This is a genomic window from Streptomyces virginiae, from assembly GCF_000720455.1.
Taxonomy (GTDB): domain Bacteria; phylum Actinomycetota; class Actinomycetes; order Streptomycetales; family Streptomycetaceae; genus Streptomyces; species Streptomyces virginiae.
Map to the genome: position 1 here is coordinate 1 of NZ_JOAK01000073.1, position 3976 is coordinate 3976.

Below are 3976 nucleotides of genomic sequence, written 5' to 3' on the forward strand. Positions count from 1 at the left end.
CGCGCGAGCCGAGGAGACACTCCGGCGGGGCCCCGCCCCACACCACCCAGCCCCGCCGGCGATTGAGGCGCGGGGCCTGGGGCAGAGCCCCAGAACACCAGCCGAGGCCCAGCCGCAGCCGAACCGCAGGGCCCCGGCAGAGCCCCAGAACACCAGCCGAGGCCCAGCCGCAGCCGAACCGCAGGGCCCCGGCAGAGCCCCAGAACACCAGCCGAGGCCCAGCCGCATCCGAACCGCAGGGCCCCGGCAGAGCCCCAGAACACCAGCCGGAGCCGAGCCCCGTCAGCCCGCGGAGCGAACCGCCTCCGCCAAAACCCCCGGCGCCTCCGCCAGAGAAGGCCCGTACCAGGTCAGATGCCGTCCGCTGACGAGCGCCGCCCGCAGGCCGGGGAAGGCCTCCGGCCCGTCGTCCGCCGTGAAGGCGTACGGCTCGTCCGGCAGCACCACCAGATCGCAGCCGGCCGCGGCCAGCTCCTCCACCGGGATCCTCGGATACCGCTCCGCGTGCCCGGCGTAGACGTTGCGGATGCCGAGCCGGCCCAGCAGGTCACCCGCGAAGGTGTCCCGGCCGAGCACCATCCACGGCCGCCGCCACACCGGCACGAACGCCGTGAGTTCTTCCACCCGCTCCGCTCGGGCCACGCGGCCCCACGCGGCCTCCGCGTCCGCCAGCCACGCCGGCCTCGCCAGCCCCAGCGCGCCCACCAGTACCCGGTCCAGTTCCCGCAGCGCCTGCGGCAGGTCGCGGACCTCGGTGACGAGCACCTCCACTCCCGCCGCGCGCAGCGCGGCCAGGTCCGGTGCCCGGTTCTCCTCCTCGTTGGCGATCACCAGGTCGGGGCGGAGTTCCGCGATCCTGCGCACGTCGGGGTTCTTCGTCCCGCCGATCCGCTCGGCCGCGCCGAGGTCGCCGGGGTGCGTGCACCAGTCGGTGACCCCGACCAGCAGCCCCGGCGCGCTCACGGCCACCGCCTCGGTCAGCGACGGCACCAGCGACACGACCCGCCGCCGCATCCTTTCAGCGCCCCGGCGACGGCGGCTCGGACGTCGCGTGGATGTGGTCGCCGACGGCGACCACCAGGATCCGGGTGTCCTCGGTGACGGCCCGCCAGCGGTGTCGCACGCCGCCGGACAGGAACAGCGCGTCCCCGCTCTCCAGCCGGTACGCCCGCCCCTCGGCCTCCACCTGGCAGGCCCCCTCGACCACGTACATCAGCTCGTCGTTGCGGTGCTGGTACTCGCGCCCGGCGTCCTGGTCCCCGGTGAACTCCAGTGCGTGCAGCTGGTGGTGGCCGCGCACGAGCGGCCGTACGCCCGGCACCGGGGTCAGCCCGGACTCGTCGCCGGCCCGTACGAGGTCCACCGTGCGCGCGGTGTCGGAGGCGGCCAGCAGCTCGACGGCGGTGGTCTCCAGGGCGTCGGCGACGCGCTCCAGGGACCGCATGCTGGGCCGGGCCCGCTCGTTCTCTATCTGGCTCAGGAAGGGCACCGACAGACCGCTTCGCGCCGACACGGCGGCCAGCGTCAGGTGGAGCGCGCGGCGGCGCTTGCGCACGGCGACACCCACCCGCAGCGGTTCCTTGCCGTCCTTGTCCTTGCCCTTGTCGTCCACGTCGTTCAGCTTGCCGCTCAGGCCGTCCGTGCCGTCCCTGTCGTTCATGTCGGGGCTGCCCTCCCCATGTCCGTCGCACATCGGTGTGCTGTAAGCACCTTACGCAGCAACCGCCTCCGGTTTCGCCCGCACCGACCTTCCCGTACCCGGCCGCTCACCGTCAGTGGCGCTCCGGGGGCGTTCGGGCGCGCGCCGGGGCGCCCCGGCGGCCGGAAACGCCCCCGCAGCCGGTTGCGGCATCATCGTCTCCGTGACGACACGACGCCTGATGCTCCTGGACACCGCCTCCCTCTACTACCGCGCCTACTTCGGCGTGCCGGACTCCGTGAAGGCTCCCGACGGCACCCCGGTCAACGCCGTGCGCGGGCTCCTCGACTTCATCGGCCGGCTCGTCCAGGACCACCGGCCGGACGACCTGGTGGCCTGCATGGACGCCGACTGGCGGCCGCACTGGCGGGTGGAGCTGATCCCGTCGTACAAGGCCCACCGGGTCGCGGTCGAGACCGAGACGGGTCCCGACGTGGAGGAGACCCCGGACACGCTGGCCCCGCAGGTGCCGATCATCGAGGCCGCCCTGGACGCCTTCGGCATCGCCCGGGTCGGCGTCGCCGGCTACGAGGCGGACGACGTGATCGGGACGCTCACCGCCCGCGCGACGGGGCCGGTCGACATCGTCACCGGCGACCGGGACCTGTACCAGCTCGTGGACGACGCCCGCCGACGGCGGGTGCTGTACCCCCTCAAGGGCGTGGGCACGCTCCAGGTGACGGACGAGGCGTGGCTGCGGGAGAAGTACGGGGTGGACGGCCCCGGTTACGCGGACCTCGCCCTGCTGCGCGGCGATCCGAGCGACGGCCTGCCGGGGGTTCCCGGGATCGGTGAGAAGACGGCGGCGAAGCTGCTCGACGCGTACGGCGACCTGGCCGGGATCATCGCGGCGATCGACGACCCGAAATCGAAGCTGACGCCCGCTCAGCGCAAGCGGCTGGACGAATCGCGGCCCTATCTGGCGGTGGCTCCGAAGGTGGTCCAGGTGGCCTCCGACGTCCCGCTTCCGCAGTTCGACGCGGCCCTTCCGGCGGTCCCGGCGAAGCCCGAGCTGGTTGACGCACTAGCCCATCGGTGGGGATTGGGTGGTGCTGTGTCCCGCCTGAGCAGCGCCCTGCGCTCATGAGGTGCTAACTTAGGTAAGGCTAAGTTTCATGGGAGTCAGGGGATACCGTGGCAGAAGGACGCGGCCGCACTGTCGGCACCGCCGTTGTCGTACGCACCGAGCGGCTCTCGCCGCACATGGTGCGGCTCGTGCTGGGTGGTGAGGGCCTGGCGGACTTCGGCGCGGGCGAGTACACCGACCATTACGTGAAACTCCTTTTCGCTCCCGAGGGTGTCACTTACCCGGCTCCGTGGGACCTGGAACGCATCCGCGGTGACTTTCCGCGGGCGCAGTGGCCGCGCCAGCGCGCCTACACCGTGCGCAACTGGGACGCGCTGCACCGGGAGCTGACCCTCGACTTCGTCGTCCACGGCGACGAGGGCCTGGCCGGCCCGTGGGCGGCCCGGGCCCAGCCGGGCGATCTCGTACGGTTCCTCGGCCCGGGCGGCGCCTACGCCCCGGACCCGGCGGCGGGCTGGCACCTCCTGGTGGGTGACGAGAGCGCGCTGCCGGCGATCGCCGCGGCGATGGAGCGGATGCCGGCGGGCGCGGAGGTCCACGCCCTCGTGGAGATCGACGGCCCGGCCGACGAGCTGAAGGTCGCCACCCCGGACGGCGTCGTACCGGTCTGGCTCCACCGCGGCGACCGCCCGGTCGGCGAGGCCCTGGTGGAGGCGGTCCAGGCCCTGGAGTTCCCCTCGACGGACGTCCACGCCTTCGTCCACGGCGAAGCCGGCTTCGTCAAGGACCTGCGCCGCCACCTGCGCCTGGAGCGCGGCATCGCCCGCGAACGCCTGTCCATCTCGGGCTACTGGCGCCTGGGCGAGACGGACGAGGGCTGGCGCGCGATCAAGCGCGACTGGAACGCGACGGTGGAAGCCGAACAGGAACACCGCGCCGCCGCCTGACCCTTCCCCTCCGGGGTGGTCGGCAGTTTCCCCCGCCCCATCCAGCCCCCGCCCATCCAGCCCCGCCGGCGTGTGAGGCGCGGGGGTCCAGGGGCGGCGCCCCCGCAGCGGCGGCGCGCCCGCCCGGCGGGCCGCGCGCGCCCCCCGGCGGGGGGGCGGGGGGGCCGGCCCCCGGGCCGGGGGGGGGGGGCGCGGGGCCGCCGGGGCCGCCGTCGCCGCCGAGGCGGTGAGGAGGGCGGCAGCCCCTGCCGCGCCGAGGGCGCGGAGCGTACGCATGGGGACATTGTCCCGCCGCACGCCCGT

General features: G+C 74.3%; 4 protein-coding genes. 2 read left to right on the top strand and 2 right to left on the bottom strand.

From position 1 onward, the window contains the following. Positions 1-282: 282 nt before the first annotated feature. Together IG86_RS0137905 and IG86_RS0137910 are read right to left on the bottom strand one after the other, a co-directional pair. Positions 283-1014 (bottom strand): helical backbone metal receptor, encoded by a 732-nt coding sequence (locus IG86_RS0137905; protein WP_030833433.1) that lies wholly within the window; start codon positions 1012-1014, stop codon positions 283-285. Between the two features lie 4 nt (positions 1015-1018). Continuing rightward, positions 1019-1567 carry a helix-turn-helix domain-containing protein gene (locus IG86_RS0137910; RefSeq protein ID WP_173429257.1) on the bottom strand — a complete coding sequence of 183 codons (549 nt, stop codon included), beginning with the start codon at positions 1565-1567 and terminating at the stop codon, positions 1019-1021. 313 nt (positions 1568-1880) lie between these two features. Between IG86_RS0137910 and IG86_RS0137915 the strand changes: the two genes are divergently transcribed. Together IG86_RS0137915 and IG86_RS0137920 are read left to right on the top strand one after the other, a co-directional pair. Continuing rightward, positions 1881-2786, top strand: a complete 906-nt coding sequence (locus tag IG86_RS0137915; protein WP_030833425.1) for a 5'-3' exonuclease — start codon at positions 1881-1883, stop codon at positions 2784-2786. Positions 2787-2833: 47 nt separating this feature from the next. After that, positions 2834-3673, top strand: a complete 840-nt coding sequence (locus IG86_RS0137920; RefSeq protein WP_030903083.1) for a siderophore-interacting protein — start codon at positions 2834-2836, stop codon at positions 3671-3673. The last annotated feature ends 303 nt before the right edge of the window (positions 3674-3976 follow it).

Bases quoted from the DNA above. Each gene is read 5' to 3' on its own strand.
- IG86_RS0137905 (WP_030833433.1), bottom strand. From the start codon at position 1,014: ATGCGGCGGCGGGTCGTGTCGCTGGTGCCGTCGCTGACCGAGGCGGTG.
- IG86_RS0137915 (WP_030833425.1), top strand. From the start codon at position 1,881: ATGCTCCTGGACACCGCCTCCCTCTACTACCGCGCCTACTTCGGCGTG.